The organism is Geoglobus ahangari, assembly GCF_001006045.1.
Classification (GTDB): domain Archaea; phylum Halobacteriota; class Archaeoglobi; order Archaeoglobales; family Archaeoglobaceae; genus Geoglobus; species Geoglobus ahangari.
The window spans coordinates 1,335,196-1,359,927 of sequence record NZ_CP011267.1 but is presented as its reverse complement, the minus strand read 5'-3'; the positions used below and the strand labels follow the sequence as shown (position 1 = coordinate 1,359,927).

The 24,732-nt window shown below is 55.0% G+C and carries 29 protein-coding genes; 12 read left to right on the top strand and 17 right to left on the bottom strand.

The window, feature by feature from the left end; translation table 11 throughout:
- Positions 1-2: 2 nt before the first annotated feature.
- Genes GAH_RS07865 through GAH_RS07855 form a run of 3 tightly spaced genes read right to left on the bottom strand, consistent with a single transcriptional unit; the run spans position 3 to position 1,568 of the window.
- Positions 3-401, bottom strand: a complete 399-nt coding sequence (locus tag GAH_RS07865; RefSeq protein ID WP_048095955.1) for a DUF86 domain-containing protein — start codon at positions 399-401, stop codon at positions 3-5.
- Complete coding sequence (locus GAH_RS07860; RefSeq protein ID WP_218915469.1) at positions 349-792, bottom strand: nucleotidyltransferase domain-containing protein; 444 nt, start codon at positions 790-792, stop codon at positions 349-351. The genes GAH_RS07865 and GAH_RS07860 overlap by 53 nt, the downstream gene beginning before the upstream one ends.
- Positions 793-833: 41 nt before the next feature.
- Entirely contained in the window at positions 834-1,568 is a 735-nt protein-coding gene (locus tag GAH_RS07855; protein WP_048095954.1) for a phosphocholine cytidylyltransferase family protein, read from the bottom strand.
- A gap of 89 nt (positions 1,569-1,657) precedes the next feature.
- On the opposite strand from GAH_RS07855, the gene GAH_RS07850 reads away from it, so the two are divergent.
- On the top strand, positions 1,658-2,197 hold the full coding sequence (locus GAH_RS07850) for a CDP-alcohol phosphatidyltransferase family protein (protein WP_245604005.1): 540 nt from the start codon (positions 1,658-1,660) through the stop codon (positions 2,195-2,197).
- Positions 2,198-2,206: 9 nt separating this feature from the next.
- The gene (locus tag GAH_RS07845) at positions 2,207-2,782 is read left to right on the top strand and encodes a class I SAM-dependent methyltransferase (protein WP_048096838.1); all 576 of its coding nucleotides are present in this window, start codon (positions 2,207-2,209) and stop codon (positions 2,780-2,782) included.
- Here GAH_RS07845 and GAH_RS07840 read toward each other — a convergent pair.
- From GAH_RS07840 to GAH_RS07810, 7 genes are read right to left on the bottom strand one after another with little or no spacing between them, the layout of a single operon-like run.
- Positions 2,738-3,307 (bottom strand): DUF445 domain-containing protein, encoded by a 570-nt coding sequence (locus GAH_RS07840; RefSeq protein ID WP_048095951.1) that lies wholly within the window; start codon positions 3,305-3,307, stop codon positions 2,738-2,740. The genes GAH_RS07845 and GAH_RS07840 overlap by 45 nt on opposite strands.
- 32 nt (positions 3,308-3,339) lie before the next feature.
- Entirely contained in the window at positions 3,340-4,986 is a 1,647-nt protein-coding gene (locus tag GAH_RS07835; RefSeq protein WP_048095949.1) for an acyl-CoA mutase large subunit family protein, read from the bottom strand.
- 12 nt (positions 4,987-4,998) lie between these two features.
- Entirely contained in the window at positions 4,999-5,655 is a 657-nt protein-coding gene (locus GAH_RS10905; RefSeq protein WP_052747817.1) for a biotin/lipoyl-containing protein, read from the bottom strand.
- A 1-nt stretch (position 5,656) separates the two neighbouring features.
- Positions 5,657-5,794, bottom strand: a complete 138-nt coding sequence (locus tag GAH_RS10730; protein ID WP_156967433.1) for a hypothetical protein — start codon at positions 5,792-5,794, stop codon at positions 5,657-5,659.
- A 9-nt stretch (positions 5,795-5,803) separates the two neighbouring features.
- Complete coding sequence (locus GAH_RS07820; protein WP_048096835.1) at positions 5,804-7,300, bottom strand: carboxyl transferase domain-containing protein; 1,497 nt, start codon at positions 7,298-7,300, stop codon at positions 5,804-5,806.
- A 56-nt stretch (positions 7,301-7,356) separates the two neighbouring features.
- Complete coding sequence (gene mce / locus GAH_RS07815; protein WP_048095948.1) at positions 7,357-7,752, bottom strand: methylmalonyl-CoA epimerase; 396 nt, start codon at positions 7,750-7,752, stop codon at positions 7,357-7,359.
- Positions 7,749-8,165 (bottom strand): cobalamin B12-binding domain-containing protein, encoded by a 417-nt coding sequence (locus GAH_RS07810; RefSeq protein ID WP_048095947.1) that lies wholly within the window; start codon positions 8,163-8,165, stop codon positions 7,749-7,751. Before GAH_RS07810 ends, mce begins: the two co-directional genes overlap by 4 nt.
- A gap of 275 nt (positions 8,166-8,440) precedes the next feature.
- Between GAH_RS07810 and GAH_RS07805 the strand changes: the two genes are divergently transcribed.
- Both GAH_RS07805 and GAH_RS07800 read left to right on the top strand, forming a co-directional pair.
- Positions 8,441-9,589, top strand: a complete 1,149-nt coding sequence (locus GAH_RS07805; RefSeq protein ID WP_048095945.1) for an asparagine synthase C-terminal domain-containing protein — start codon at positions 8,441-8,443, stop codon at positions 9,587-9,589.
- Positions 9,580-9,960 carry a YkgJ family cysteine cluster protein gene (locus GAH_RS07800; protein ID WP_048095944.1) on the top strand — a complete coding sequence of 127 codons (381 nt, stop codon included), beginning with the start codon at positions 9,580-9,582 and terminating at the stop codon, positions 9,958-9,960. Before GAH_RS07805 ends, GAH_RS07800 begins: the two co-directional genes overlap by 10 nt.
- Here GAH_RS07800 and cooS read toward each other — a convergent pair.
- From cooS to GAH_RS10565, 3 genes are all read right to left on the bottom strand, one after another.
- The gene (gene cooS / locus GAH_RS07795; RefSeq protein ID WP_048095943.1) at positions 9,957-11,828 is read right to left on the bottom strand and encodes an anaerobic carbon-monoxide dehydrogenase catalytic subunit; all 1,872 of its coding nucleotides are present in this window, start codon (positions 11,826-11,828) and stop codon (positions 9,957-9,959) included. The two genes, GAH_RS07800 and cooS, sit on opposite strands and share 4 nt — an antisense overlap.
- A 67-nt stretch (positions 11,829-11,895) precedes the next feature.
- The gene (locus GAH_RS07790) at positions 11,896-12,516 is read right to left on the bottom strand and encodes a hypothetical protein (RefSeq protein WP_048095942.1); all 621 of its coding nucleotides are present in this window, start codon (positions 12,514-12,516) and stop codon (positions 11,896-11,898) included.
- Positions 12,517-12,568: 52 nt separating this feature from the next.
- A complete protein-coding gene (locus tag GAH_RS10565) occupies positions 12,569-12,739 on the bottom strand; it encodes a winged helix-turn-helix transcriptional regulator (protein ID WP_084632350.1) in 171 nt (56 codons plus the stop codon).
- Positions 12,740-12,963: 224 nt separating this feature from the next.
- Here GAH_RS10565 and GAH_RS07785 point away from each other — a divergent pair, with 224 nt between their 5' ends.
- From GAH_RS07785 to GAH_RS07770, 4 genes are all read left to right on the top strand, one after another.
- The gene (locus tag GAH_RS07785) at positions 12,964-14,079 is read left to right on the top strand and encodes an MFS transporter (RefSeq protein WP_048095940.1); all 1,116 of its coding nucleotides are present in this window, start codon (positions 12,964-12,966) and stop codon (positions 14,077-14,079) included.
- Between the two features lie 25 nt (positions 14,080-14,104).
- Entirely contained in the window at positions 14,105-15,139 is a 1,035-nt protein-coding gene (gene asd, locus GAH_RS07780) for an aspartate-semialdehyde dehydrogenase (protein ID WP_048095938.1), read from the top strand.
- 41 nt (positions 15,140-15,180) lie between these two features.
- Positions 15,181-15,453, top strand: coding sequence for a DNA-binding protein Alba (gene albA / locus GAH_RS07775; RefSeq protein WP_048095936.1), 273 nt, complete (start codon positions 15,181-15,183; stop codon positions 15,451-15,453).
- A 110-nt stretch (positions 15,454-15,563) separates the two neighbouring features.
- Positions 15,564-16,802 (top strand): phosphoglycerate kinase, encoded by a 1,239-nt coding sequence (locus tag GAH_RS07770; protein ID WP_048095934.1) that lies wholly within the window; start codon positions 15,564-15,566, stop codon positions 16,800-16,802.
- Here the strand turns inward: GAH_RS07770 and GAH_RS07765 are convergent.
- From GAH_RS07765 to GAH_RS07750, 4 genes are all read right to left on the bottom strand, one after another.
- Positions 16,784-17,332, bottom strand: coding sequence for a UbiX family flavin prenyltransferase (locus GAH_RS07765; protein WP_048095932.1), 549 nt, complete (start codon positions 17,330-17,332; stop codon positions 16,784-16,786). The genes GAH_RS07770 and GAH_RS07765 overlap by 19 nt on opposite strands.
- On the bottom strand, positions 17,329-19,077 hold the full coding sequence (locus GAH_RS07760) for a chloride channel protein (RefSeq protein WP_245604004.1): 1,749 nt from the start codon (positions 19,075-19,077) through the stop codon (positions 17,329-17,331). Before GAH_RS07760 ends, GAH_RS07765 begins: the two co-directional genes overlap by 4 nt.
- Positions 19,078-19,118: 41 nt before the next feature.
- Entirely contained in the window at positions 19,119-19,643 is a 525-nt protein-coding gene (locus tag GAH_RS07755) for a GNAT family N-acetyltransferase (RefSeq protein ID WP_156967432.1), read from the bottom strand.
- Positions 19,644-19,729: 86 nt separating this feature from the next.
- Positions 19,730-20,074, bottom strand: coding sequence for a hypothetical protein (locus GAH_RS07750; protein WP_048095928.1), 345 nt, complete (start codon positions 20,072-20,074; stop codon positions 19,730-19,732).
- Positions 20,075-20,170: 96 nt separating this feature from the next.
- Between GAH_RS07750 and GAH_RS07745 the strand changes: the two genes are divergently transcribed.
- The 4 genes from GAH_RS07745 (at position 20,171) to GAH_RS07730 (ending at position 24,725) form a co-directional block, all read left to right on the top strand.
- A complete protein-coding gene (locus GAH_RS07745; RefSeq protein WP_048095926.1) occupies positions 20,171-20,605 on the top strand; it encodes a hypothetical protein in 435 nt (144 codons plus the stop codon).
- Position 20,606: 1 nt separating this feature from the next.
- A complete protein-coding gene (locus tag GAH_RS07740; protein ID WP_048095924.1) occupies positions 20,607-21,689 on the top strand; it encodes an MBL fold metallo-hydrolase in 1,083 nt (360 codons plus the stop codon).
- Between the two features lie 80 nt (positions 21,690-21,769).
- Complete coding sequence (locus tag GAH_RS07735) at positions 21,770-23,284, top strand: CaiB/BaiF CoA transferase family protein (protein ID WP_048095922.1); 1,515 nt, start codon at positions 21,770-21,772, stop codon at positions 23,282-23,284.
- A 10-nt stretch (positions 23,285-23,294) separates the two neighbouring features.
- The gene (locus GAH_RS07730; RefSeq protein ID WP_048095920.1) at positions 23,295-24,725 is read left to right on the top strand and encodes a CaiB/BaiF CoA transferase family protein; all 1,431 of its coding nucleotides are present in this window, start codon (positions 23,295-23,297) and stop codon (positions 24,723-24,725) included.
- Positions 24,726-24,732: the final 7 nt, after the last annotated feature.

Here is a 24,732-nt window from a genome sequence, read left to right as displayed (position 1 = left end):
TCTCACTTCACCAATTTTTCCGCGACCTCCACAAGTCTGGCAGCAATGTCCAGCAGCTCGCCCATGCTCTCAATTGCCCCCTCCACCTTTTTAAGGTCGAGATGGTTGTAGTGGTGGGCTATCGCGTTTCTCAATCCATTGAACCTCCTGAGCAAGTCCGCGTCTTCCTCGCTTAAAACACCCTCATCGACAAGCTTTTTGATGTTCGAGTAGTCATCCTCAACTTCAAATCCCAGATCCTTCAGAAGCATTGCCACTATGTCCATCGCAGCCTCAACTGCAGTTAGAATCGAGTAAAGCACAGCCCTTCTCTCGACATTCCCGTTGAGATCCATTCCTGCCGTGAAATTAACTTCTTCCTCTATCCACTCCAATTTCTCCAAGTATCTTTTCCTTCTCACTCATCCACCTCCTCCGAAGCCTGAGCTTCTCCCAGACGCTTTCGAATTCGTTCTCCTTCACCCTGTGCTCCATGTCCTTCCAGATCTTGAGCTGCTTGTAGAAGTACATGTCGAGATCGTCTCTCGCGTAAATCCGAACGTGGTTCTGTATTATGTCGGCCCTGACGTGGTATGGGAGCTCCTCGAACACCCTTATGTCGTACTTTCCACCAAGCTTGGAGAGAACGGCATCGAAAACTCCCTTCTCGGGAGTTACAAGGCACACGTCAACGTCGCTCCTCTTTGTTGCCTCTCCCTTGGCGTGTGAGCCGAAGAGCACGATACCCCGGCACTTTTCAGCGAATCCCGAGAAGTCTCGCCTCAGTTCCTCCAGCAGCCTGTCATCCACCACGAATGAAATTCTGACGAGGACATAATTAAAGGTTCTGCAGACTACCTGCCAGCTATGGCAGGGTACACCTCCTCCCTCGCATGAATAAGATCCTCAATCGTGTCTATCTCCGTCCACGCGAGTCCGGAGGTTGGGGCGTAGTTCACCTCATGCCCCTTGTCGATCATCATCTGAAACGCGTGCTCGTAGAACACCCTCTTTCCATGCACGTCCATGGTCTCCTCCAGCGACTCGACGAGAGCGCTCGCAGATCTCTCGGTCACCTTCGTAATCCCTATGTACTCTCCGTGCGCCCTTGCAGGGTCAATCTTCTTGCTTATCTCGACAACCCTCTCATCCTCGACAACCACCTTCATCTCCTCCTCCCCGAGGTTTTCCCTGAAGTCCACGGATATCGTCAGGTTTTCCTTCTCGCTCTCGTGGATGTTCCTGAATATCCCGGGGTGGAATATTATGTCGGAGTTCAGGATGTAGTATGGCCCGGTGATCTGCTTGGCCGCAAGGTACAGGCTGTAGATGTTGTTTGTCGTCTCGTACCTGTGGTTGTGGACGTACTCGACGTCTATGTCGTCGTAATGCTCTTCAAGGTAGCTCCTGATCTTGTACGCCCTGTAGCCCGTGACGATTACGAATCTCCTGACACCGCTCTCGCGGAGGATTTCTATGGAGTGAGCGATGAGGGGTTTACCGCCAACGTCTATAAGGGCCTTGGGAATTTTTTCGGTGAGCGTTCCGAGTCTTGAGCCCATTCCGGCTGCCAGAATGACTGCCTGCATGGATAAAGGAGAACTGAAATTTATTTAAGTCTTTTCGATAAATTTGTCCGGGAGGTGGTAGAATCAGGTTCGAGTACGTCATAACAAACGTGGTCTACAGGAGGTTCTCGAGGCCCATTGCGAGATTCCTGATGAGGTTCGACGTGCACCCAAACACGATAACGTACTTCGCGTTTGCCCTCGGCCTGATATCTGCATACATCGTGGCAATCGGCAGAATATATGAGGGTGTGCTTCTGCTCTTCATCTCTCAAATCTTCGACTGTGTTGACGGCGATCTTGCGAGGATGGCCGGAAAAACTTCAAGGTACGGGGCGTTCATCGACAGGGTCTTCGACAGGTTTGTTGACGCGGCAATCATCATCGCCATCGTCGCCCTCAACCCTGCAGGCTACTGGCTTGCCGGCTTCTTGGCTCTAACCTTCTCCTTCGGCGTCAGCATCGCGAGGGCAATGGCGGAGGCTGAGGGTGCAGAGTGCAAGGTGGGCATAGCAGGCAGGGACACGAGGATCGCGCTGATAATGATCGGACTGTTGCTCGGCTACTACGTCGAGACCCTCTGGATAATTGCGGTGCTGAGCTTCATCACCACGGTTCACAGGATTGTCCACACGGTCAGGCAGTTCTGAGGTGTGAGCATGGGTCACAGGTTCTCTGGCAGGCCAGAAGAGCTCTGGAGCGAGAGGAGAAGGCAGATCATGCCCACCGACGTGTTCGAGAGGGAGGTGATTTCCAGAGTTAGGGGGAGGAGGGGCACGGCAGTAGACTACGGGGCAGGGAGCGGCTACTTCACGGAGGTTCTGGCGAGGCACTTCAGAAGGGTTTATGCCATAGACGCTGAGTGGAAGATGGTCGAGGCGCTGAGAGCGGAGATGGAAAAGAGGGGAATCGCAAATGTGGGTGCAATCCTGTCAGACAGGCCGGTGGACTTCGACTTTCCGGTGGACTTCATCCTCTTTTCGAACGTTCTGCACGAGGTTGACGAGCCGGAAGAGCTTGTTGAGTGGAGCAGGATTGCGAGGTTCGTATGCGTTATAGACTGGAAAAAAGTCGAGACGGACTTTGGACCTCTACTCGATGAGAGGATAGGCGAGGAGGAGATGAGAGAGCTTCTTGAAAAGCACTTCTCAAGCGTTGTCTCGCTGGATATCTACCCCTACCACTACGTGCTAATATGCCACAATGAGGAGGATGGTCTGGACGAGACCGATTAGGAAGCCGAGGATGGCCCCGGAAATTTCTATGAACCTCATCTCCTTCTTTGCAAAGCGCTTGAAGATTAGCTCCGCCTCCTCCTCGCTGAACTCGGCTATCTTCTTCTCGAGGAACCTCTTGAAGTCCATGTTCTCCACTATCGCGGAGCTGAGCAGGAGCTGAGACCTCTGCACGAGACCGTCTATGTGCTCGGAGATCCTCTCCTTGAAGCCGTACTTCTCGAGAATCGCCCCAATAACCGGGTTCATCAAGAACTTCATGAGCTTGCTTTCCCTCAGTGTCTTGCCGATCGCCTCGTCTATTAGCTCCCTGAAGTCCTCCTTCTTCACGTAGTCCTCTATGAGCTCCACGAACCTGACCGCAAACTCCTCGCTCTTTGCTGGAACAAGGCCCTGAATCCTGAAACCGAGGATATTTATGGGCTTTCTCGGGTGAAAGAGGAGCTTTATGGCGATGACGTTGGTGAGGTACCCAATCAGTGCTCCGAGAATGGGGGGAATCAGATAGATCAGCCACTCCTTCAAGGCACCACCGGAAAAGGGTAAAAAAGAGGGACTTAAAAGATTTGCGGAGCTCTGTACTCTCCAAAGACCTCTCTCAGCGCATCGGTCATCTCGCCCAGCGTCGCCTTAGCCTTCACCGCCTCGAGGATGTACGGCATTAGGTTCTCGTCCGGGTTCTCTGCAGCCTTCTTGAGCCTCTCGAGAGCTTGTTCAACCTTGCTCCTGTCCCTGCTCTCCCTGAACCTCTTGAGCCTCTCTATCTGCTTCCTGACCATCTCCTGATCGATCCTGAGGATCTCGACGTTGAGCTCCTCCTCTATCCTGTACTTGTTGACACCGACCACCACAAGCTCGCCCTCGTCAATAGCCTTCTGCTTCTCGTACGCAGATCTCTGTATCTCCCTCTGGATGTATCCGCTCTCGATCGCCCTTATCACTCCTCCCATCTCGTCGATCTTCTCGATATACTTCATCGCCTCCTCCTCTATCCTGTCGGTGAGCCACTCAACGTAGTACGCTCCGCCAAGCGGGTCTATGACGTCAGCCACACCGCTCTCCTCCGCGATGATCTGCTGCGTCCTGAGGGCGATTCTAACGGCCTTCTCGGTCGGCAGGCTTAGGGCCTCGTCGTAGCTGTTTGTGTGCAGGCTCTGCGTACCACCAAGGACTGCCGCGAGAGCCTGAAGGGTGACCCTGATTATGTTGTTCTCCGGCTGCTGGGCCGTGAGGGTGCAGCCCGCCGTCTGAACGTGGAACCTGAGCATCATGGACCTCGGGTTCTTCGCCCCGAACCTCTCTTTCATTATCCTTGCCCAGAGCCTCCTTGCAGCCCTGAACTTCGCCACCTCCTCAAGGAGGTTGTTCCCTGCGGCGAAGAAGAAGCTGAGTCTCGGAGCGAACTCGTCAACGTTCATCCCCCTGTCGATGACCCTCTGCACGTACTCTATTCCGTCTGCAAGAGTGAAGGCGACCTCCTGAACCGGGGTTGCTCCAGCTTCCTCCATGTGGTAACCTGAAATGCTTATCGAGTTCCACTTGGGGATCTCCTTGGCGCAGAACATGATTATGTCCGTCGCGAGCCTCAGGCTCGGCTCTGGAGGGAAGATGTAGGTTCCCCTCGCGATGTACTCCTTCAGCATGTCGTTCTGCACCGTCCCCCTGAGAACCTTCCTGTCAACCCCCTGCGACTCAGCAACGGCAACATACATGCTCAAGATCTGCGCGGCGGTGGAGTTGATTGTCATTGATGTTGACACCTTGTCGAGTGGGATTCCGTCGAAGAGGATCTGCATGTCCTCTATGGTGTCTATCGCAACTCCGACCTTCCCTACCTCTCCGAGGGCCATGGGGTGATCGGAGTCGTAGCCAATCTGGGTTGGTAGATCGAACGCGACGCTGAGACCGGTCTGTCCCTGCTCGAGCAAGAACTTGTACCTTTTGTTAGTTTCCTCGGCAGTTCCGAAGCCGGCGTACTGCCTCATCGTCCAGAGTCTTCCTCGGTACATTGTTGGATAGACTCCCCTCGTGAACGGGTACACGCCCGGATACCCGAGCTTTGAATCATAATCCACCTGAACGTCCTCGGGAGTGTAGAGCCTGTCAACAACAAAGCCGCTTGCCGTCTTGAACTCCCTCTTCCTTTCGGGAGCCTTCTCAAGCAGGGGCTTTACGTACTTCTCCTCCCACTCTCTCTTGTTCATAAAAACACCTCCTCAAGACACGGAGAACAGAACGTCTCCGGCCTGAACCTTATCACCCTCCTTGACGTAAACCTTAGAAACCACACCGTCCACCGGCGAGGAGATCTCGTTCTCCATCTTCATCGCCTCGAGGATCACGACCGCCTCTCCGGACTTTACGGCCTCGCCCTCCTTCTTGACGATCCTGACGATCGTTCCCGCCATCTCAGCCTTGACCTGCGTTCCGTCACCCTCAACCGCCTTGGGCTTCTCGGCTGGTGAGCCTCCACCTTCGGCCCTTATCCTGATCAGCACGTCTCCAGCCTGAACCTTGTCTCCCTCCCTCACCTCAATGCTCTCCACGATTCCATCAGCTGGAGAGACGACCTCATTCTCCATCTTCATTGCCTCGAGGATCAGAACGGGCTGCCCCTTCTTCACCGCCTCGCCCTCTTTCACGAGGATCCTCACAACGCTGCCGGACATCTCCGCCTTGACCTCTCCACCCTCGGCCTTTCCTGCGGAGACTGGCGCTTCGACCTTTTCCTTGGCCTCTACAGCTCTCCTCTCCTCGAAAAGCTCTATCTCCTCTTCCTTCCCGTTCACAACGACCTTAAATCTGTTGGAGGAAAGCTCCTCCACCTCAACATCGAACCTCTTGCCGTTGACTATGACGGAGTACCTGACCATTCTACCACCCCGGCACCCTCGAGACGATCTTCCAGTAGCTGAGGTCTCTCTTTATCTCGATGGGCTTCTCCGAGTGCTCCTCGAGGTACTTGTGGATCGCCATCACGGCCGCAACAAACTCGTCTGGATTCAGACCCATAATACCACCTCACAGGGGTATGTTCCCGTGCTTCTTCGGTGGGAGCTTCTCCCTCTTCGTCTCGAGAACTCTGAGGGCAGAGATCACCTTGACCCTCGTGAACTTGGGGTCGATAACGTCGTCTATGTATCCCCTCGCCGCCGCCCTGTACGGGTTGGCGAACCTCTCCCTGTACTCCTGTATCTTCTCCTGCCTGACCTTCTCCGGATCGTCAGCCTTGGCAATCTCCTTCCTGAAGACGATCTCCGCCGCTCCTTCCGGCCCCATCACGGCTATCTCTGCCGTTGGGTAGGCGTAGACCACGTCAGCGCCAAGGTGCTTGCTCCCCATGGCGAGGTAAGCTCCTCCGTAGGCCTTCCTCAGGATTATCGTGACGAGCGGAACTGTGGCCTCGCTGTAAGCGTACAGAACCTTGGCCCCGTGCCTTATGATCCCTCCATACTCCTGCTGCACTCCCGGCAGGTAGCCGGGCACGTCAACGAATGTCAGGACGGGGATGTTGAACGCGTCGCAGAACCTGACGAACCTCGCAATCTTATCGCTGCTGTTCACGTCAAGCGTTCCGGCATAGAACTTGGGGTTGTTTGCCACTATTCCCACTGTCCTCCCATCCATCCTCGCGAAGCCGACAACGGCGTTGGGTGCGAAGTACTCGTGTATCTCGAAGAAATCTCCATTGTCGACAACCGCTCTTATCACATCCCTGACATCGTAGGGCTTGTTGGGGTCGTCCGGGATGATGTCGTAGATCTCGGGCGTCGTCCTCGCCGGGTTATCGCCAGTATCAACCTGCGGGGGATCCTCAAGGTTGTTCAGCGGTAAAAAGCTGATGAGCTTTCTTACAAGCCTCATCGCAGACTCATCATCCTCAGCGACAAGGTGGGCGTTTCCGCTCTTCATCGCGTGAGCTTCCCAGCCTCCAAGCTCCTGAGGAGTGACTTCCTCACCCGTCACGGTCTTTATGACGTTCGGCCCGGTTATGAACATGTAGCAGCCCTTGTTCTTGGTCATCACTATGAAATCTCCAATGGCCGGGCTGTAGACCGCTCCACCGGCACACGGGCCGAGAATGACGCTGATCTGCGGTATAACACCGCTTGCGAGCGTGTTCCTGTAGAAGATGTCTCCATAGCCCTTCAGCGCGTCAACACCCTCCTGAATCCTCGCACCACCGGAGTCGTTAAGCCCGATCACCGGGATTCCGACCTTCATTGCAAAGTCGAGGAGGTAGGCGATCTTGTAGCCGTGCATCTCTCCGAGGCTGCCGCCCATCACCGTGAAATCCTGAGCAAAAACCGCGATCGGTCTCCCGTCTATGGTTCCGTAGCCGGTAACAACACCATCGGCCGGAAGCTCGACCTTGTCGAGGCCAAAGTCCGTGTTCCTCTTCTCAACAAACGGGTTTATCTCGACGAAGCTTCCGGGGTCGAGGAGGAGCTCGATCCTCTCTCTCGCAGTCAGCTTTCCCGCATCGTGCTGCTTCTTTATCCTCTCCTCCCCGCCCATCTGCTTTATCTTCTCCTTCCTCCTGTAGAGTTCGTCGAGAAGCTCCTTCCTCAAGGCTATCCCTCCACGAACTCCAGCAGAACACCCTTGGTGCTCTTGGGGTGGATGAAGGCCACCTTCTTTCCACCCGCACCGATCCTCGGCTTCTCGTCAATCAGCTGAAGGCCATTCTTCTTGGCATTCTCAAGAGCCTCCTCAATGTTCTCCACGTTCACGGCAATGTGGTGTATCCCCTCTCCCCTCTTCTCAATGAACTTGGCGATCGCGCTTTCAGGTGATGTTGCTTCAAGGAGCTCGATCTTGCTCTCGCCAACGGGCAGCATTGCCACCTTCACCTTCTGCTCCTCTACCTCCTCGATCTCCTTAACCTCAAATCCGAGCTTCTTGTAGAGCTCAACGGCCTCATCCAGGCTCTTAACCGCTATACCAATATGATCGATCTTCTTCATCATGCTACCACCTTCTCACCGACGCTATTCTTTATGAAATCGATAATCTCGTACATGGGCGTTCCGGGGACGAAAACCTCAGCCACGCCCATCTCCTTCAGCTTGGGAATGTCCTCGGGCGGAATTATCCCACCCACGATGACTATCAGATCTCTGTTGGGCTCGAGCCCCCTCTTTCTGAGCTCGTCCATGATCAGCGGGACGAGTTCGAGGTGAGCACCGCTCAGAATGCTCAGACCAACGACATCCACGTCCTCCTGCAGGGCGGTTTCGGCGATTTCGGCAGGTGTCCTCCTTATGCCCGTGTATATCACCTCAAAACCCGCGTCCCTCAGCGCCCTCGCAATAACCTTTGCACCGCGATCGTGACCGTCCAAACCCGGTTTCGCGACAAGAACTCTGATTTTCTTCTCCATGGGCAACCCTCCCCCTTATTTTCAACGAAAAATCAGGATTTTTGTCTTAAATACCTTTCGAAAATTCACGAGGTTGTGAACTATGCCCTCTCCCAAACACCCACCCCCACCTTCGCTTCATGTGGAAATCGCGAACCTCCTGAAACTGGGGTCGTAAGAGGAGAAAGGAAAGAACAGAGTCACATGACATTTCGGAAGTGGAAAATTTCTGTTGTGCATGCTCCTTCCAGCCAAGTCCCCAAATTTTAAAAATGTGTTCGTAAGGAGTATGAGCGATGTCTCTCACTGCCACACCCGTGCTGGACGGCAGCAGGATAAGGAGCGTGGACGTTGAGCTCAGGTACCCCTCCCGTCAGGAGGGGCTGACGTTCTTCGAGGGAGTGGAGAGCAGGCCCGAGAGTCTATTGCCCAAGGACGTGAGGTCTCTGTTCTATGCAGTCTCCTTCAGATCTGACAGGGTTGTGCTCTCGAAAGACGTGCTCGGCTCAAAGCCCCTCTACTACAACTCAGACCTCCAGATATCGTCCTTCAAAAGGTTCGTTCCCAACCACCGGGAGGTTCTGCCGGGAGAGTATGTGGAGGTAGGCTACGATGGGGAGATAATAAGGCAGGAGATATTCAGCGTCGATGACGTCTTTGAGAGGATGGAGTTCGACGAGAAAGAGGCGGAGGAGAGGATAGTCTCGTCTCTCGAGAAGGTTCGGGTTAAAAACGCCTGCATAAGCTTCTCCGGTGGCGTGGACTCCTCATTCCTCACACACTTCTACGACGTTCCGCTGATCAGTGTCACCGCCTCGAAGGCGGAGGAGGAGAGGATAAGAGAGACTGCAAGACTCCTCGGCAGGGAGGTCGAGATTCTTAGGTTCGATGAGGAAGTGGTCAGAAAGGTCCTCGTGGACGTTGTGAGGGCTATAGAGAACACCAACCCCCTTCAGGTGTCCATCGCGGTTCCGATATACCTCGCGATGAGTCATGCGAAGAGGATGGGCTTTGACGAGATAATATTCGGCCAGGGTGCAGACGAGCTCTTCGGAGGGTACAAGAGGTACGAGAACATGATCGGAAAGAATCTGGAGAGGGCGATAGAAGAGGACGTGAGAAATCTGGGTGTGAACAACCTCGTAAGGGATCACAAGCTGTCTTACGTGAACGAGATCAGGCTCATAGCACCTTACCTCCACTTCGACGTGATCGAGACCGCGCTCTCGATCCCGCCGAGCCTCAAGGTCTACAGGGGTGAGGGAGGAGTTGTGAGGAAGTACTTCCTCAGGGAGGTGGCGAGCAGGTACATCCCGAGGGAAGTTGCTTACAGGGGGAAGAAGGCGATCCAGTACTCCACAAACACGTACAAGATTCTCGAGAGGATTGCCAAGAGCTCAGGGGAGAGCCTTCAGGACTTTCTGAAGGGGTTGAGATGGAGGTAAGACTGAGGTGCACCGAGATCGGCTGCTGTGAGTGCTGCAAGGACACCGAGATGCAGCTGAGCGAGAGGGACATCAGGAGAATAGAAAAGCTTGGCTACAGCAGAGAGGACTTCAGCGTGGAGGCGGATGGGATCAGGGTTCTCAGGAATGTGGACGGGTCGTGCTACTTTCTGAAGGACTGCAAGTGCGAGATTTACGAGCACAGGCCGTTGGGCTGCAGACTTTACCCGGTCGTCTACGACGTTGAGACGAGAAGGGCGACAGTCCACGACTTCTGCCCGATTGGAAACGAGATACCAAGGTTCAAAATAAAAAAGGTTGAGAGGCTCTTGCTCAAACACATCTCGGACATCTACGGCTTTCTTCCTTAGAGTCCGAGCTTCTTCCTCTTCTCGATGATGACCTGCTCCAGCTTCTCAGCCGCCTTAACCGGATCCTCCTCGACCATCACCTTACCGCCCGTGAGCTCCTCCACGTCCTCGGTGAAGAGCCTGACCGCATCCTCGCTGCCGGTTATCGGCGGTATCGGAGAGACGTGCACGGTCAGGCCGTAGGCAACTGCGAATATCGCGTCGATTGTGGCCTTCTGCTCCATGTACTCCGGAGCCGTTGCAACTACCGGCAAATCGGGAATGTCAACTCCAAGAGCCTCGGCAATCACCTTGAGCAGGTACGCTGCTCTTCCAGTGTCGGTGCAGGTTCCGAAGCTCAGCACAGGCGGAATTCCGAGGGCCTTGCAGACCTGCTTCAGGTTCTCTCCCGCAAGGTCAACTGCCTCCATGCTCGTCAAGCCAGCCTGCTGCATCGCCGCGTTTCCGCAACCCATCGAGAGGACGAGTATGTCCCTCTTGATCAGCTCCTTGGCTATTGTGACCGAGTGCGTGTCGTGCGGGCCGTTCTTGAGGGTGGTGCAGCTGACGAGCGCTGCGATTCCCTTGATGCTGCCGCTCTTCAGCGCGTCGAACAGCACGTTCAGGTCGTTGTTCAGGGCCTTTAGGATCGCTTCGGGTGAGAAGCCGACGGTGATCTTCTTCTTGTTCTCGACCCTTATCGGCTCGACGTTCTTCTTCCTCTCCTTGAAGTTCTCTATGGCCATGTTAATGAGTTTCATCGCGATCTCCTCTGCCTTCTCCGGCTCGTAGTCGAGTCCCTCGTTGATTCCCCTTAACCTGACGAGCTTGCTGACAGGCACGATCTTGACACCGTACTTCTGGTAGAGTGGGAGGCTCGGGAGGGTGCAGTTCATGTCAGCAGCAAAGATGTCGATCCCTCCCATCGCCAGCACGTACTCCTGAACTATCCAGTTGCCTACAAGTCCTACAAAGACAGGGCTCGAGACCCTCTGGAGGATCTCCTGTCCTGTCTCGATGAACCCGACGATTCTGAGGCCCTTGGCTCCGGCCTGCCTTGCCCTCTCCTGAATGTCCTCCCTCTCGGCCAGCTTTATGAGGGCCATGCCGACGAAGGGCTCGTGGCCGTTGACTGCTATGTTCACGTACTCAGGATCAACAACGCCGAAGTCTGCATAGGCCTCATGGGGCATCGGTGTGCCGAACAGGATGTCCTGAATCGTCTCTATGACGAGCTGCGCGCCGAGGCAGGTTACGATCCCCATCCTCATGCTCTTCATCGCAAGGGACACGTAGTTGGAGTCAACGTTCGTCATCGACGAGCTGCCGACTGTCAGAAGCTCCTGGAACACTCCGTTGGGTATCAGGCCGAGCTTCTCCCATACCTCCCTCCTCTTCTCCGGAGTGAAGGCAAGCACTATCTTGCTGGGCTCGTGTGAGCTCAGGTCGGCTATAACGAAGTCCGCCACCTTTATCGCGAGCTCCTTCACGTCCTCGCCTTCAATTCCGAGCTGCTGAGCGAACCACTTCAGCTTCTCAACATCCTTTATCTCGTATGGAGTCTTGCCCTCGGCCGTCGCCTTGAGTGTTTTCGCGGCCTCAATCGCGTGATAGGTGTACGCCTCCGTTCCAAGCATGTTCAGGTGGACGAAGTTCCTCGTGACCATTCCAGCCGCATCAATCCCACAGGCTCCGTACTCCTTGCCCGGGCCAATTCTGCACGGCCCCATGCTGCAGAGCTGACAGCTCAGACCCTGTGTGCAGTAGGGGCACCTTCCCTTCTCCTGCGCGTTGAACCTGTCTATGACGTTCGAAACGCCCTGTCCAGAAACGATCTCGTACATCCTCTGCACGCTTTCGTGCTGGCTAACCTTTCCTTCCAGTTTCATGTTCCTGACGAGAATGGCAGTTCATATCATGGTTTTCCCTAAAAGATTAGGTCACCAAAAATATAGATTATACATGATAAATAATTAAAAGCAGCGAAAGTGAGTAGGCGAGAACGCAGAAGAGCAGATAGAGGCCAAGGGTCTTTAGCCTCATTTTCACGAGGAATGGAAGGATCAGCAGGGAGGTCATCACCACCATCACCTTAGCGGTCAGAAAGGATATGAGCGCATACTGGACTATGCCCACAACCCCGGTTCTGCGGTCGGAGTATATGAAGGAGTCGGCCAGCAGCACCCCCGCAAATGAGAAGGAGACGAAGAGCAGAAACGCGACCTCGCTGGAGATGTACGAGGCGGGGATGGTAGTCAGCAGGGAGGAGAATATCACGTACTTCCTGAAGTCTTTCCTGAACGCGACTGACAGCAGGAGCGGTATGGAGTATAGGAAGATCACGGGATTTTGCAAGGCGGTGAAGGATATGAGCGCGGATGCAACTGACAGAACCAGATAGTCCCACCTGTCGGCCTTGCCCTTGAAGATGACGTTGTGCCCCGCAGCCACGGCAAAGAAGACAGAAAGCGATGCGAGGAACTCGAGCGGGGACAGCTCCGGAAGGGACAGCACCATAGCGGCAAGCCATATCGAGGTGGCACCGTGCATCTTGGGAATTATGCTCCTGAAATCCATGGAAAAAGTGTGGTGGCTGAAAATATAATAAAATACCCAAATATCTTAGGGTTCAGACCGAGTAGTAGCACCTCTTGGGGCTGGTTATCTTGCCCTCCTTCTTCAGCTTTGATATGATCTTCGAGACCTCCTTGCTGTCCATTCCCGCGAGCTCGGCTATCTCCTTTGTCTTCAGAGGCTTTCCGGCATTTTTAAGAACCTCTATAATTTTCTCCTCAGACATATCAATCACCGAATTTGAATATTTCATTTCGGAATTTAAACTTTTCTTTTCAAAAGGCAAACTTGCCAGAATATCATGTCACCCATCACAGAAGTCGTGCGAAAAAGAGAGGTTGTTGCCCGCTCTGTGGAATCCCCATCACCGCTCAGGGGACGCATGGCCGGCGGGCACACAAATTTGGCCGGTAAAATATATAATCCTTTCCTCAAAACCCTCTCCTGCCGATGGAGGAGAGGAAGGAGAGTCAAGGGTGTACCGGCAGGAACGTGTTCCTGCTCGGGATCGTGAGCTTCCTGAACGACATGAGCAGCGAGATTATCCTGCCGATACTGCCCTTCTTTCTCAGAGGGTTCGGTGCCGGTTACACGGGAATTGGAATTGTCGGAGGGATACTGGACGGATTTGGAAACCTCGTGAAGGTCGTTTCTGGCTATATTTCCGACAGGGTGGGGAACAGGAAGCACATAGTCTTCTCAGGCTACCTGCTCTCCCAGATCTCGAAGCTCGCCCTCTCGTTCTCGAACTCAACCGCACTCGCCGGGCTGTTCGTGACTCTCGACAGGGTGGGGAAGGGAATAAGGACTTCTCCGAGGGATGCTCTTCTCGCCGAGTCAGGAATGAAGAGCGGCAAGGCATTCGGGTTCCACAGGATGATGGACACCCTTGGAGCTGTCCTCGGCACCTCGCTCGCCCTGTACCTCGTTTACTCTGGCGTGAACTACAGCAGCGCGATACTGTTTGCAGCAGTTATAGGGTTTTTCGCCGTCGTGCCATTAGTGTTCGTCAGAGAGACCGCGGTGCCGGTTAAGAGGCCTGAGATCTCGTTCAGGCTGAAGAAGTTTGCTGTGTTCTCGTTCTTTGTTGGACTTGCGAACATCAGCTACATGTTCTTCATGCTCAGGGCCGAAAGTCTTGGAGTGGAAGAGGCCATAGGCCTCTACCTCCTCTTCAACGTTGTTTATGCTCTCTGCTCGTACCCGTTCGGGGTTTTTGCGGAGAGGGTGGGGAAGACCAGAAGCCTGTCCCTCGGGTACCTTTTCATGACCGCCGCGTCCCTCTCGATGTTTGCCGGCGAAAGCCTTCCCCTGCTCCTCGCGGGCTTCGTGTTATACGGGCTGTACATGTCAGTCGTCGAGGCGCAGCAGAGGGCACTCGCATCTGACCTCAGCATCTCATACGGGTTCGGGATGGGCACATACCATTTCGTCTTCGGCGTCTCGACAATAGTGGGGAACACGATAGCCGGAATGATCGCGGACATTTCCCTCAACCTCGTATTCGCGTACTCCGCGATCCTCTCGTTCACCGCTGCAGTGCTCTACGCGACCATCAAGTTTTAAATATTGAGCCGCCCTCCATGGGGGCATGAGGTACAAGGTCGCAATTCTCGGCGCTACGGGGATGGTGGGGCAGAAGTTCATCCAGCTCCTCGATAACCACCCGTGGTTTGACGTGTCTGCAGTCATCGCGAGCGAGAGAAGGGTCGGGAAGATATACGGAGAGGAGGTAGACTGGATAGTCTCGCGGGACGTTCCCAAGAGCGTGAGAGACCTTGAAATGCTCCCCATGGATCCGAAGAAGGTTGATGCGGACATCGTCTTCTCCGCCCTTCCATCTGACGTTGCGAGGGAGGTTGAGGCCAAGTTCGCTGCTGAAGGGTTCGTGGTCGCAAGCAACGCCTCGGCCTTCAGAATGGAGCCCGACGTCCCCCTCGTGATTCCCGAGGTCAATCCCGACCACCTCGGGCTCATCGAGGTGCAGAAGAGGAACAGGGGGTGGGACGGGTTCATAGTAACAAACCCCAACTGCACCACGATCGTTCTCGTAATCACACTCAAGCCGCTCATGGAGCTTGGCCTTAAAGAGGTGAACGTCGCGACGATGCAGGCCCTGAGTGGAGCGGGATATCCTGGGGTGCCGTCTTTAGCAATAACGGACAACATCCTGCCGTTCATAAAGGGAGAGGAGGACAAGGTCGAGAGCGAACCCCTCAAGCTGCTCGGGAGGTTTGAGGGAAGCGAGATAAGGTTCGCCAGCCTGAGAGTGTCGGCCTCATGCCACAGGGTTCCCGTGATTGATGGACACACAGAGGCGGTTTTTGCAAGATTCGACAGGGATGTCAGCGTAGATGATGTCATCGAGGCGTTCAAATCCCTGAAGCCCATAGAGGGTCTTCCGACGTCACCTGAAGAGGTCATCGTTGTTAGAGAGGAGCAGGACAGGCCGCAGCCAAGGCTTGACAGGGATGCAGGAAACGGGATGAGCGTTGTGGTTGGCAGAGTCAGGAAGGACGGGGAGAATGGAGTGAAGTACATTGCAATGGGTCACAACACGGTCAGGGGGGCTGCAGGAGCCAGCATACTCAACGCTGAGCTGATGGCCAAGGAAAAGTTAATATAGTGGTTGGTTTTGGGAGTTAAAAAACAAGGAGGTAGATAGAAATGGCAGAAAATGCTGTGTTTGTCGGAAACAAGCCGGTAATGAACTACGTTCTGGCCGTGCTGACGCAGTTCAACAGCGGCGTTAAGGAGGTCGCCGTAAAGGCAAGGGGCAGGGCAATAAGCAGGGCTGTCGACGTGGCAGAGATCGTCAGGAAGAGGTTCCTCCCGGATGTGGAGGTTAAGGACATCAAGATCTCCACCGAGAAGGTAGAGAGCGAGCAGGGAGAGGCGAACGTCTCCGCTATTGAGATAATTCTCGCTAAGAAGGAGTAACCCTTTTATTTTATTTTGTTCCCATTCTGGAGGAATTTTAGGGCTTTCCGGCCTCCATTCCGCATGTCATTTCAAAATCTTTTTAAAGCAGCCTGATAAAAGGCTGAGCGATGATTGACGGTTATCCGACACTTGATGACGTGAGCTTTTCCGGAAAGAGGGTTCTGATGAGGATAGACATCAACGCGCCCATAGTGGAGTCAGAGATTCTGGACACCACGAGGTTCAGGAGCCACGTGCCCACAATCGAGGAGCTCGAGGACTGCAGGCTCGTTCTTCTCGCCCACCAGTCGAGACCAGGTAAGAAGGACTTCACGAGCCTGAGCAAGCACGCTGAGGTGCTGTCAAGGCTGCTGGACAGGGATGTCGAGTATGTGGACGAGCTGTTCTCCTCGTGCGCGATAAGGAAGATCGAGGAGATGGAGGAGGGAGATATAATACTCCTCGAAAACGTCCGCTTCTACTCTGAAGAAGAGCTGAAGAAGAGCCCGGAGGAGCATGCGAGATCCCACATGGTCTCCAAGCTGTCGAGGCACTTCGACCTCTACGTCAACGACGCATTCTCAGCATCCCACCGAGCTCACGCAAGCCTCGTCGGATTTCCGGTTGTTCTGCCGGCGGTGGTGGGCAGGCTCGTGGAGAAGGAGATCACGGCCCTGAGCACGGCCCTCAGAAGTGACGGGAGGAAAGCCTTCGTTCTGGGAGGGGCGAAGATAAGCGACTCCGTCAAGGTGATGAAAAACGTTCTGGAGAACGGAATCGCGGAAAAAGTATACCTGACAGGAGTTGTGGCCAACTACTTCCTCATGCTCTCGGGTGTGAAGCTCGGAGAGAAGAACGAAAAGGTGGTTGAGGACAACAAGGAGGGCCTCAGCGATGAGGAGATGAGGGAGCTTCTGGAGAGGTACAGGGACAGAATCGTGCTCCCGGTTGACTTTGGCGTGGAGAGCGAGGAGGGGAGAGTTGACCTGAGCATAGAGGAGTTCGAGAGGCTTGACGAGAAGCCACCGATAAAGGACATAGGGAGGGAGACGGTCAGGATGTTCTCCCACGAGATCGAGCAGTATGACGTGGCCGTGATAAACGGCCCGGCCGGTGTCTTCGAGGAGGAGGAGTTTGCCTACGGAACCTTCGAGATCCTCAAAGCAGTTTCGAGGGCTGGGTTCTCGGTGGTCGGAGGGGGGCACATCTCCTCGGCCGCAAGGCTTGCAGGTCTGGACGAGAGGATGGATCACATATCAACAGGCGGTGGGGCGAGCATAAGGTTCCTGAGCGGGGAGAAGCTGCCGGCGCTTGAGGTGATAAAGAAGTACTGGAGGGAGAAGTGGAGTCACTTCCACCTCCTGTAGTCCACACTCATCCCGAGAACCTCGGCAACCCTGAACGCGAAGTGATCGACAATATCCTCAATTTTTTCCGGGTGGATGTAGAACGCTGGCACGGGGGGCATGACTATCGCTCCCGCCTGGCTGACACGAAGCATCGCCCTGATGTGGTTGATGTGCAGCGGGGTCTCCCTGACCGCCAGCACGAGCCTCCTTCTCTCCTTCAGGGTGACGTCCGCAGCCCTGACAATCAGGTTGTCCGCTATCCCGTAGGCTATTGAGGACAGAGTCTTTACGCTGCACGGAACCACCGCCATTCCGTCGTGCCTGAACGTTCCGCTCGCAAGTCCTGCGGAGATGTCGTTCTCGGAATAAACCCTGTATGCATGGCCCTCAAGATCCTCCACGCTCTTGCCAAGCTCGTGCTCCATCGTTATTTCGGCCGCCTTCGAGACCACAAGATGCACTTCAGCCCCGTTCTCGCTCAAAATCTCGAGCAGCCTGACTCCGAAAATCTGTCCCGACGCGCCGGTCATCGCAAGCACATACCTCATATGCCCAGCCTCGCCAGCTCCCTTGCGTGAGCCTTCATTATGTCGCTGCGCGTTATTATGCCAACCAGCCTCCCCTCCTCCACCACGGGAAGTCTGCCTATGTCATTCTTTATTAAAATTTTCAGCGCATTCTCCAAGTTCTCGTCCGGAGTTACCGAGATCACGCTGCGGTTCATGACGTCCTCCACTTTGAGCTCGCTCCTCTTCTCATCAGGAATCCGCGTGATGTCGCTCAGGGTGATTATTCCGACAAGCCTGCCGTCTTCGGTTACGGGGAAGCCGAGGTGCCCCGTCTTCTGAATGAGGTAGAGCACGTCCTCGAGCGAGTTGTTCGGGCTGACAGTTATCACCTCCTCCGCCTTTGTCATCGCGTCCCTTACCGTGAGTCCCTCGAGGATGTCCTTGACGAGTTCCCTTCTGTGGGCCGGGCTGTCAGCCCTCGTCTCTACCTGCTCGCGGTATATGCTCACATCACCAGAGAGGATGTAAGATATGGCCGAGGCTGTCATTATCGCCGGAAGGAGCTGGTACCCGCCGCTCATCTCGAGAACCATGATTATGCTCGTGATTGGAGTCTTGGCAACGGCGGAGATGAACGCGCCCATGCCGACAATCACGAACGCGCTTGGAACCACAGAGTGGCCGGGGAAGAGCACGCCCGCGAGGTGGCCTATCAGGGCGCCAACCATGCTTCCGATGACGATGGATGGTGCGAAGACACCACCACTACCACCGCTCGCAACGGTAAACGAGGTAGCCAGAATCTTACCTACTATTATCAGCAGTATTACCTCGAGAGCGAGCTTGTTGTTGAGGGCGAGCTGCACGAACCCGTACCCCATGCCGAGAGTCTGGGGAGCTGCAATCGCGATTATCCCGGTTATAAGCCCACCAATCGTGGGCTTCAGCCAGTTCTTGATCCTGAACTTCTTGAACGTGTCGTGGACGAAGTAAAACGTCTTGACGTACACAACCGCAACAACAGCACACGCAACTCCTGTTATCGCGAACAGGATCACGTCCCCAAAACCCGTTATCCTGACGTCAGGGGTCCTGAAGATGCTTCCCGGCATCTCGTGGTGGAACTGAAAGAGGTACGCGGTGAGGACGAGGTAGGAGATTATGGAGGAGATGAACGCGTATATCAGCCCCTCCGTCTCGGTGTCCCTCCTGTAGAGAACCTCAACCGCAAACAGCGCACCGCCGAGGGGGGATCTGAATATTCCGCCAATTCCCCCGGCGATTCCTGAGACGAGGAGGAGCCTTCTCTCCCTGTCCGTCAGGTTGAGGACCTGCGCAATTGCCGAGCCGAATCCGGCACCTATCTGGGCCACCGGGCCCTCTCTGCCCGCACTCCCACCGCTGCCGATTGTGAAGGCCGTGGCGATCGCCTTGACGATCGGTACCCTCGGTCTGATTATTCCCTTCTCCCTGTGGAACGCCCTTATGACCGCATCGGTTCCATGCCCCTCCGCCTCAGGAGCGAAGCTGTAAACTATCAGACCGCTGATCAGCCCGCCCACAGCTGGAAGGATGAAGTAAGGAACCGACGGCAGAGGTAACTCGAAGGAGAAGATCTTCACCTCCCCATAGGCGCTCGGGAGATAGAGATTGCCGAGATTTTCGAGAAAGAACGTGTTGGCGAGGTCTATGAGAGTGTAGAGTAGTATTGCACCGAGTCCCGAAACCAATCCCGTTAGTATAACGAGCATCAAGAAGTAACTCTTGGAATAAAGACCATCCACAGAATGGCGTCAGGCTCTGGATTTATAATCTTTCTTATATTTTACTTCAGGGGAAGATACAGATCGTACTCATACTCGGGGTTCACGACAATGAAGCCGAGCTTTCTGTAAACGTGCAGTGCCCTCTCGTTGCTCCTCTCGGTCACGAGCATTATGCCCTCAAAACCAGCTTTTCTCGCATACTCGATCATGTGCCTCAGCAGGGCCTGACCTATGCCCCTGTCCTGAAAGTCCTGATGGACGAAGATTGAGAGATCGACCCTCTTCCAGTCCTCGGTGGGGACTATGGAGCAGTGCCCAACAATCCTTCCGTCTATCTCCGCAACAAGAGCGAAGCCCCTCTCAGCCAGATAGTCGACCCAGTGCTCTATTGCTATCCTTGTGGACGGGGGCAGCCCGAGGCACCTGTTGTCCGGGCTGAAGGTCTCGTACATGTGGACGAGCTTCTCTCTATCCTTTTCGTGCTCGTACTTCCTGATCACCACTCTGTCTCCCTTACGGTCGGTGAACGTGACGGGTTCGAACTCCGGGAACTCCCTTTTCACCGTGCTCTCTGCGCTCATCATTCCGGAAAACTTTGGGGTGGAAAGTATTTATTATTTACTGGAAATTATTAATAGTGTTATTGCATTTCGACCTTTAAAACAGTTTCTCAGATGAAGCCCCTCTCTCTCAAAAACCCAAAGGCGATGTCCACAACATCCACAATAACGTCCTTCACGGGCCTGTTCACCCTCAGCATTATGAGGGCGTTGGTGTCGAGTGGAGGGGCGACTGCCATCTCAACACCCTCTATGCCCGCATCTCTCACGGCCTTGGCCACCTCACCCTTCGCAATAACCACATCTCCCTTTCTCATGAGGTAGCCCGCGTGCTCAACCCCCTCCATCTCCATAAACACCACGACCGTCTCGTAGTCCTTAGCCCTCTCGAGAGTCTGCCATTTGACGATTCTTCCACTGTACGTGAAGGTGACGTTGTCGTCTCTTCCATCCATGTCCCTGAAAAGCCCATAGCGTGTTAAAACCGTTTTGAACAGGGGAAAAAGATAAATCTTAAATACTCGTTTTTGATGATAAATAATGGTGATTTCATGCCGGAGAAGATGAGGGTGATACTGTGCGGGTATGACCCCATGCTCGTCAGGGGGTATGTGAGGGCAAAGAACGAGGAGGCTCTCTGGTTCTACCTGCCCAAGGAGCTCTACGAGGACTACGGGATAAAGCCCGGAGCCAAGGTGAAGGGCAGGGTGGAGAAGATCTACGCAGGCTCAACCGGAGAGGTTGTTGCAGAACCGAACGAGGAGTTCGAGTGGGAGACGTCAAGGTTCACCGGAATGGCTGTCGTGGTCGACCACGACTTCATAGCAAGGTACAAGCTGACCGCATGGCACTTCCTTGAGCTGACCATAGAGAAGGTGGTTCAGGACGGCAAGGAGATAGAGGTCTATCCGGGCGAGGTGAAGGAGAGGAGGGTGTGGCCGGAGGACAGGCTGAAGCTCTCCTACACGCTGCCATACGCGGAGTAGCATGTACGCGTTTGAGGAGGAGTACGGCTGGAGCGAGGTTGAGAGACTTCCCGGACTCCTCTTTCTCGAGGGCTTCGAGAACTCGTCGAACATATACTTTTTTGACTTCGACGAGGCGTTTTTGGTCGACACAGGCAACGACTACACCGCGTTTCTCGAGCTGAGCGAGATATCGGACATCTCGAGGATCTCAGGAATATTCCTCACGCACGCCCACAACGACCACACTCTCGGGCTGTTCGAGCTCGCGAGGGCTTACAGGGAGTTTGATGGCGTGACAGTATACCTGCACGCCTCAATGGCTGACGCGCTGCAGAAGAGGATCGAGAGATGGGGCAGAGATATAAAGGTCGTGCCGCTCGGGGGAGGTGAGGTCGTCAAGGCTGGAGACTACGAGTTCAGAGTCCTCGACACCCCCGGGCACACGCTCGACTCCCTCTCGCTCTACTCTGAGGAGCATGAGGTCATATTCTCCGGTGACGCGGTAATAACCAGCCCTGTGATCGACGAAAATCTGGGAGGGAGCATCAGGAACTACCTGATGACGCTGCGATACCTGCGGATGCTCAGCATACAGGCAATCTTCCCGGGACACGGCTACTATGCCGAGGGAGACGTCTGCAGGCTGATACTTGACAAGGCGTATCTGAACGCGATTTCCGAGCTCCCCCCCGACAAGCCCCTCACCGAGGCTGCCAGAACCGCCCTCAGGATGGGGCTTGTCGACGAGGCGGAATTTGCGCTTAGAGCGCATCTGGAGATCGACGATCCCGACGACAGGGACGCCATCATAGGGCTTGCGTCAATCCTCGCGGACAAGGGCAGGTTCGAGGAGGTAAGGGGGGTGCTGGAGGACCTGCTGTTTGAGAATAACGCTGATGCCCTATACATTGCCGGGATGGCGGCTATGAAGGCCGGAAGATTCAGCGACGCCGCCGAGTATTTCTCGAGACTTAACAGGGTTAGGCCATCGAGGCAGTCGAGGATTCTCTACGCAACCGCCCTCTACGAGTCCGGGAAGGTAGAAGAGGCGATGAAAATTGAAGAGTTCAGGAGTATTTACGCGAAATTTACGCAAAAGTAAACCAAAATCGTTAAATTTTAATATTCAATTTGTCATCAAAAATAGTGGAAATTAGGGAAATTCGGACTGGAGGTGCCTGAATGGGTGAGGAGAAGTATGAAGAAAAGTATATTGAACTGGAAATCAATGACGTAGAGGATACGCTTCTGCCAAGACCTTGGCCAGTCACCGAGCCGAGGAAGAGGGAGGAGCTGTACGCTCCGTGGGTGAAGGATCCGAGAGACCCGGACGGAAGCTACGGCAAGTTCGTTGAGGAGAACATAAGCTACACCCGGGCTCAGGGTAAGCCCTGGGCTCTCGACGGCCTGATAGTCCTCGACTGCACTGTGATGGGGCTCGCTGGAGCTACTGCTGCAAGCTACCTCGGTGAGCTCGGCGCGACCGTGATAAAGGTCGAGCCGATAACCGGCGATCCTCAGAGGTACTGGTACCCGTTTGGAAGAGAGGAGTATGCTTTCGAGGACATATATACTGGGGAGAAGGTTAGCCCCACATTCCTGCACGAACACAGGAACGAGTACTCGATAACCCTCAACCTCGAAACCGAGAAGGGGAGGGAGCTTTTCAAGAAGCTTGCTGTCCATGCGGACATCGTGCTTGAGAACTACCCGCCCGGAACCTTTGACGAGTGGGAGATCGGATACAGGCAGCTCAGCAAGATAAATCCGAGGATCATCTACGCCTGGTTCGGTCAGATCGGCCAGTGGGGGCCGATGAAGGACAGGACATCCAAGTACGGTCAGTGGATGCTCGACCCCGTGGGGCTCTCGATGAGCGAGTACGTCCATTCTACAGGCTTCCCGGCAGACCTCTTGCCGAGAGAGCACGGAGGTAACCCCACCAGATCCGGAGAGTGGGTTGGAGACATAACCGCAGGAGTCTGGGGCACCGTTGCCATTCTCGCCGCGCTCTACTACAGGGAGAACGTGAGCGGAAGGGGGCAGTTCATTGAGGTGACGTCAGCTGAGGCGTACATGGACGTTCTGGACTTCAACATAAGCTGGTACGCCTACGACGGAAGCATAAAGGCCAGGATTGGAGCGTGGGATCCCAACCTCAACCAGTACGCGTGGAACCCGTGTAAGGACGGTTACATGATGATAGGCGGGCAGTCTGATAGGCTCTGGTACAGAATCCTGCAGGTCATAGCTCAGGAAGATCCCGAGGGAGCGAGGCTCATAGCTGAGGATCCGTTCCTCAAGGAGATGGCCGCCCGTAACGCTCTCGAGGGGCTGATCAAGACGTACACAGTGACAGCTCACTGGCTGGTCAACAACACGAGGGCCGAGGCCGAGCAGAAGATGAACGCGAGAGAGGTTGCTGCCGCACCGGTTCTCATGATCGATGAGGTTGCCGAGTACGAGCACTTCGTCTACAGAGGACACGTGATCGAGATGTTCGACGAGCACTACGGCAGAGTGCTTATCGCCAACTCCCCGCTCGCACACCAGCACAGGACTCCTGCAAGGGTCAAGTGGGTCGGCAGGCCGCTCGGGCTTGACAACGGAGAGATCTTCGCCAGATACCTCGGCATTGGGCCTGAGGAGATGAAGAAGCTCGCGAGAGAGGGAGTTACCACGTGGTATAGGGAGTGAGGTGGTAGTGATGGACAAGAAGGTTTGGGATCCCAATCCTCCCGGCAGCTGGAGTTTCGATCCTCCCTTCGACAGGGACCCCGTAACAGGGGAGGACATGGAGAAGATTCCGTTCGAGGAGTACTGCAGGAAGGTTTTCGATCCCAAGAAGGTCTGGGAGAAGCCTGAAGCCCTGAAGGGCTGGAGACACATCTCATCGACAATGTACATCCTCTCCCCGCACGTCGGTGCCACGCTCGCTGAGTTCGGGGCTGAGGTCATCAAGATAGAGATGCCGAAGCTCGGAGACCCGATGAGGCACACCTCTCCGTTCAACGAGGCCTACCTGTGGCCCGAGACCGATCACAGACCGCAGGTCGGTACGGGAATGGGTTACCTGCACGCGAACGACAACAAGTACTTCATAACCCTCGACTACCACGCGCCCGAGGCCAAGGAGCTCTACTACGACTTGATAAGGATTTCGGACAGCATGGCCGAGTGCTACAGGCCGGGAACATTCTACAGGTGGGGAATCGGCTACCCGCAGCTGAAAGAGGTCAACCCGAGGCTCATATACATCTACCTCGGAGGTTTCGGGAACTACGGGCCGAGGAGGTACGGAGGAAGCTACGACATTCTCGGACAGGCTGTTGGTGGACTTGCTGCCCTCACAGGGTGGCACGAGGACTTCGGAGGGCACCCAACGAAGCAGACCAACTGGCTCATTGACTGGTACTCCGGCCTTACAGGCCTGATAGGAGTCCTCGCTGCAGCACACTACAGGAGAAAGACAGGAGAGGGAACTTTCATCGACCTGAGCCAGATCAGCTGCTCCACGAGAGCTACTGGCTATGCTTTCCCGCTCTACGGCAGGTTTGGAGTTGTGAGGCAGAGGTGGGGCAACTGGGACACCCTGCTCTCAGTTCACGGCATAATCATGACCGGAAAGACCGACGACCCCGAGCACCCGAACCCGCAGATAAGCGTTGAGAGCAGATACGTGATGGTGTCAGCATTCCAGGACGAGGATTTCAGGGAGCTCTGCTACCTGATAGGCAGGCCTGACCTCTGGGAGAAGTACTGCTCCCACAAGGAGAGGGTGAAGCCGGAGGCGCAGATAGAGATCTACAGGGCCCTCGAGGAGTGGGCGGCAGACAAGTCGAGGAGCGAGGTCGTGGAGATACTGAACAACGCGGGGCTGATAGCAGTGCCCGTGATGTCCGCGAGAGACGTCTACGAGACCGAGCACTTCTGGGAGAGGGGAACGCTCAGGTGGGTTGACGACCCGATCTTCGGAGAGGTGCTGGTGCATGGTGCGACAGTCAAGATGAGCGAGACCCCACCGAGAGTCAAGTGGGTCTGGAGACCTCTTGGCGCAGACAACCTGAGAATCTACCACGAGCTGCTCGGCTACCCGATACCCAAGCTGAAGGAGCTGTGGGAGAAGGGAGTGATCTGAGGGGGTG

What these genes read in the sequence shown, in the direction of transcription:
- GAH_RS10565 (WP_084632350.1), bottom strand. Translation starts at nt 12,739, where the DNA reads ATGTCTGAGGAGAAAATTATAGAGGTTCTTAAAAATGCCGGAAAGCCT.
- GAH_RS07745 (WP_048095926.1), top strand. Translation starts at nt 20,171, where the DNA reads ATGCCGGAGAAGATGAGGGTGATACTGTGCGGGTATGACCCCATGCTC.
- GAH_RS07730 (WP_048095920.1), top strand. Translation starts at nt 23,295, where the DNA reads ATGGACAAGAAGGTTTGGGATCCCAATCCTCCCGGCAGCTGGAGTTTC.
- GAH_RS07770 (WP_048095934.1), top strand. Translation starts at nt 15,564, where the DNA reads ATGATTGACGGTTATCCGACACTTGATGACGTGAGCTTTTCCGGAAAG.
- GAH_RS07855 (WP_048095954.1), bottom strand. Translation starts at nt 1,568, where the DNA reads ATGCAGGCAGTCATTCTGGCAGCCGGAATGGGCTCAAGACTCGGAACG.
- GAH_RS07785 (WP_048095940.1), top strand. Translation starts at nt 12,964, where the DNA reads ATGGAGGAGAGGAAGGAGAGTCAAGGGTGTACCGGCAGGAACGTGTTC.
- mce (WP_048095948.1), bottom strand. Translation starts at nt 7,752, where the DNA reads ATGATGAAGAAGATCGATCATATTGGTATAGCGGTTAAGAGCCTGGAT.
- GAH_RS07820 (WP_048096835.1), bottom strand. Translation starts at nt 7,300, where the DNA reads ATGGGCGGGGAGGAGAGGATAAAGAAGCAGCACGATGCGGGAAAGCTG.
- GAH_RS07835 (WP_048095949.1), bottom strand. Translation starts at nt 4,986, where the DNA reads ATGAACAAGAGAGAGTGGGAGGAGAAGTACGTAAAGCCCCTGCTTGAG.
- GAH_RS07735 (WP_048095922.1), top strand. Translation starts at nt 21,770, where the DNA reads ATGGGTGAGGAGAAGTATGAAGAAAAGTATATTGAACTGGAAATCAAT.
- GAH_RS07755 (WP_156967432.1), bottom strand. Translation starts at nt 19,643, where the DNA reads ATGATGAGCGCAGAGAGCACGGTGAAAAGGGAGTTCCCGGAGTTCGAA.
- GAH_RS07790 (WP_048095942.1), bottom strand. Translation starts at nt 12,516, where the DNA reads ATGGATTTCAGGAGCATAATTCCCAAGATGCACGGTGCCACCTCGATA.
- GAH_RS07810 (WP_048095947.1), bottom strand. Translation starts at nt 8,165, where the DNA reads ATGGAGAAGAAAATCAGAGTTCTTGTCGCGAAACCGGGTTTGGACGGT.
- GAH_RS07800 (WP_048095944.1), top strand. Translation starts at nt 9,580, where the DNA reads ATGGAGGTAAGACTGAGGTGCACCGAGATCGGCTGCTGTGAGTGCTGC.
- albA (WP_048095936.1), top strand. Translation starts at nt 15,181, where the DNA reads ATGGCAGAAAATGCTGTGTTTGTCGGAAACAAGCCGGTAATGAACTAC.
- asd (WP_048095938.1), top strand. Translation starts at nt 14,105, where the DNA reads ATGAGGTACAAGGTCGCAATTCTCGGCGCTACGGGGATGGTGGGGCAG.
- GAH_RS07765 (WP_048095932.1), bottom strand. Translation starts at nt 17,332, where the DNA reads ATGAGGTATGTGCTTGCGATGACCGGCGCGTCGGGACAGATTTTCGGA.
- GAH_RS07750 (WP_048095928.1), bottom strand. Translation starts at nt 20,074, where the DNA reads ATGGATGGAAGAGACGACAACGTCACCTTCACGTACAGTGGAAGAATC.
- GAH_RS10730 (WP_156967433.1), bottom strand. Translation starts at nt 5,794, where the DNA reads ATGGGTCTGAATCCAGACGAGTTTGTTGCGGCCGTGATGGCGATCCAC.
- cooS (WP_048095943.1), bottom strand. Translation starts at nt 11,828, where the DNA reads ATGAAACTGGAAGGAAAGGTTAGCCAGCACGAAAGCGTGCAGAGGATG.
- GAH_RS07740 (WP_048095924.1), top strand. Translation starts at nt 20,607, where the DNA reads ATGTACGCGTTTGAGGAGGAGTACGGCTGGAGCGAGGTTGAGAGACTT.
- GAH_RS10905 (WP_052747817.1), bottom strand. Translation starts at nt 5,655, where the DNA reads ATGGTCAGGTACTCCGTCATAGTCAACGGCAAGAGGTTCGATGTTGAG.
- GAH_RS07845 (WP_048096838.1), top strand. Translation starts at nt 2,207, where the DNA reads ATGGGTCACAGGTTCTCTGGCAGGCCAGAAGAGCTCTGGAGCGAGAGG.
- GAH_RS07805 (WP_048095945.1), top strand. Translation starts at nt 8,441, where the DNA reads ATGTCTCTCACTGCCACACCCGTGCTGGACGGCAGCAGGATAAGGAGC.